Genomic DNA, 3,346 nt, shown 5'->3' with positions numbered 1-3,346 from the left:
GATCAAGCTTAGCGGAACTTCTATTTAAACCGAGCTTGTCACTCCAAGTCCTAAACAGGGGCTTACCGCACAGAAGTTCATAAAAAATAACCCCCAGGGAATAAAGATCGGCATGATGATCGATTACTGCCCCGGGCTTATAATAAATAAGTTCCAGTGCCCTGTAGGTATCGGCTTTACCAACCAAAGCTGACACCACCGTCTGACTCCCCTTTAACTTGGCGTAATCGAAGTTCATAACTTTTGACTCTCCGGAATGGGTGATTATGATATTGCGGGGGTTAAGGTCCCGGTGAACAATTTTTTTCCTATGTATAGCCTCCACAATGGCAACCAGGCTCTTCATTATTTCCCTCTTATCCGCCGTCCCCATACCCCGTTCCATCTTTTCTGCCAGGGTAACATGCTCAACCCAATCGGTAACACTGATAACAAAGGGATCGAAAGAGAAGGGAGGAATACTGCTAAAGAGAACAAAGGGCTCCTGGCGCAATACAGCCTTGACGCGGGCATCCCGCTGCGCCATCTCCCTGGTAATATCCTGGATATGTTCCCTATCACCCGGGTCGATCATCATGGCCTTAAGAAAGTAACGCTGCTCAAGAAGTTCGTTTCTTGCCCTATAGATATGATAATCATCACCATCGAAGATTAGCTCTTCGATCTTGTACCCATTAACCTGTTCACCGGCATGAAAGTGCCTGGCTTCACCCCCGGATTCTTTCCCTTCACCATAAATGCCCACGATTGTTTTGATATCTTGCTCCGTAAACAGATCTTCTGGATAAAGACGTTCCCACAAATCACTAACATTCTCTGGATTAAGGGAAACAATATTGCCGATATCGCCTAGCCGAAACTGCAAGCGCTCATTGGTAAAAAAGACTACTCCCTTGACACCGCCGTTGCGATTTACCTTCCTGATCAATTCTTGGTTGCCATGGATATTCTTTTTAATAAAGCCTGCCACTTTCTTTCTCTGTTCCTCCGCCTTGGAGAAAGGATTAACCTCTTTGCGCGACTCGCCGCTTCGGGCAATATAGGTAAGGTGACTGTTGTTTAGACTGATCCGCTCCCGAATTGTCCCCGACCAATCCTTCATTTCAATAGAAAAGATACCCTTGGGACAGACAAGAGTAACGTCAATCTCACGGGTAGAATAGCGATTGGTCACCTTAGTACTGACAAGAAGATAGAACCTTTTTGGCGGAATCGCATCTCTCAGCAGATCGATTCCTTTCTTTTCATGTTCATAAACATCATCAAAGAAAATAACCTTCGACTCCATCCTTCTCCCCTTCCTGCAGTATGTTGAAAATACAATTCTACAAAAAATAACCAGATTCCTTCAAATTAGCCGATATTTGCATTAGATTATAAGATTATTGGCCTGCTCCGCTAATACAACAGCCCGGTTACCCGGGCTGTAGTTATCTCACCAACTCATTCTTTTTCGTCCGCAACCCTAAAACCAATAGACGCTCACCCACTCGGGATAATAGTTGCCGTAGTAACCGGGGCTTCCTCTTAGGCCGCGCAGGATTTCCACCGCTTCAGCCGGCGCATCCAAAGACTGAAGGTAAAGAGAGCCTTGATCAAAACGTTCCAGTCTTAGAAAGATCATTTCCTCACCGGATGGTGACGGGCTGGGATAATAGTCAGCTGTGCTAGGTGGCCCGGCGGTAAGGGGTGCGGCCTGCCCATCCCGGCCTAGCTTATGAATTCGCTGACCGGGAACTATTGCCCCGGGCAAGGTGTTCAAATCGGACACGGTCTGGGCCTCAGGCCCACGACAAAAGAGCAGTTCATTGGCCTCACCTGGCAACCACACCGGCTCGGTATCGACATAACCGCTTTGACTACAATCAGTAACCTCACCGCTGGTAAGATCAGCCATTTCCAACCGTTTGTTCAACATAACATCCCGACCAATGCCAGCAATATAGGCCAGCTTCTTATTGTCCGGGGAAAATGCCAGCCACTCCGGATACCTTAGACCGTCGCTTAAGCTTATCGGTTGCTTGGTTGTTACATTAAGCACACCGGTTTCAACGACGTCAGCGGTAAGTGAACCGGCGTTCATTCTTATATGATAAGCCAAATACTGTCCGTCCGGCGACCACTTTAGACTAATAAAAGCCCAGATATAGAGGCCCTCTGGATCAATGGGTGTCTCGTCAGTAAAAGTATAAAGCACTCTTCTTTGCCCAGCCAGATTTACTTGCTCCAGCGTAGGCGGCAACTCCTTGGTGCGGGGAAAAGAAACAGTCAGGCTGTCTCCATCCGGATGCCAGGCCAAAGAGGGAATCATAACGTGGTCTTCTTCCACCAAAGTGCTGATTCGGATTTCTTCGGCTGTAATATCGGCGCACTTGACGATGCCAGCCGGAATATAACCGTCGGTGCTGTCTTCCCGGATAGTATAGACCAGCCGATTAGCCTTAGGTGACCATAGAGGATCACCATAAATAGGTTCTGTATCCACCTGCCTGGCTCCGCTGCCGTCAGCCCGTGCCACCCATAAATAAGTCAGTGCATCCTCAGCCTCGGCGGTATATTTGTAGGCCAACCATGTACCGTCGGCTGACCAACCTATCAATTCGGCCTGGCCAGAGTCGGTAAGCTGCTTGGGCTGAGTATTCTGTTCCCGTCCGTCCAGCAGCCACAGTTTTCCTTGATCAGTGTACGCCACCGCAGCGTTAAAGGCTTGGCCGCTTACCCGCTCCGGCGGAGTACGGCGCTGGCCGGTGATAATATGAACCTGGTTGGCACTGCCATCCCAGACCACAGTCGCCCCCAGATTCTCCGCCACAAAACGCAGCGGCACGTAAAAAGTCCCGCCGATCAACCGGGCCGCTATCGGCAGCGTTATCGGCACACTATTTTTGTGCACCTCTCCCGTGTTAAGCCGGAAGAAAATAGTGCGGCCGTATTTTTGAATCCAAGTAGTCTGCTCAGCCTCATTCCACTGCAGATTTGCTTCCAAATAAGCGCTAAGATCCTTCAGCGATACTAAGACTGTCCCCCGGTCCCAGCGCAGCGGCGATGCCGGTGTTACAAATTCACCGTCCACCATAAGGGCCGGCACTTTAGCAGCAGCTACGGCCGGCGGTGCCCCCAAGGCCAACACCATCAGCCCAGCCAGCAAAACAACTGAGCCGCGAAATCCAATCCTGTTCATAGGAGCTACACCTTCTTTAAACTATGTTGATCGTGCATCAAAGAAAAAGAGCAGGGCTGTTCCCCCTGCAAGGTCTTCGACATCCGAGATGCTCTTCCTGCTCTGTCCCAAAAGAATCTTATAGGTGCCCAGGCACCGCCGGGCCGCGTAAAACACCGCCTCTTT

2 protein-coding genes are annotated in these 3,346 nt (G+C 49.8%); both read right to left on the bottom strand.

Annotated elements, in window-relative coordinates:
- Positions 1-1,288, bottom strand: a 1,288-nt coding sequence (locus GX016_04865; protein ID HHT70894.1) for a protein kinase, incomplete at its 3' end; no start/stop codon positions are given.
- 177 nt (positions 1,289-1,465) lie between these two features.
- A complete protein-coding gene (locus tag GX016_04860) occupies positions 1,466-3,181 on the bottom strand; it encodes a copper amine oxidase (protein ID HHT70893.1) in 1,716 nt (571 codons plus the stop codon).
- Between the last annotated feature and the right edge of the window lie 165 nt (positions 3,182-3,346).

This window comes from Bacillota bacterium, from assembly GCA_012837285.1.
Lineage (GTDB): Bacteria > Bacillota > DTU030 > DUMP01 > DUMP01 > DUNI01.
The sequence above is the reverse complement of the archived record's forward strand: the minus strand, read 5'-3'. Positions and strand labels throughout refer to the sequence as shown.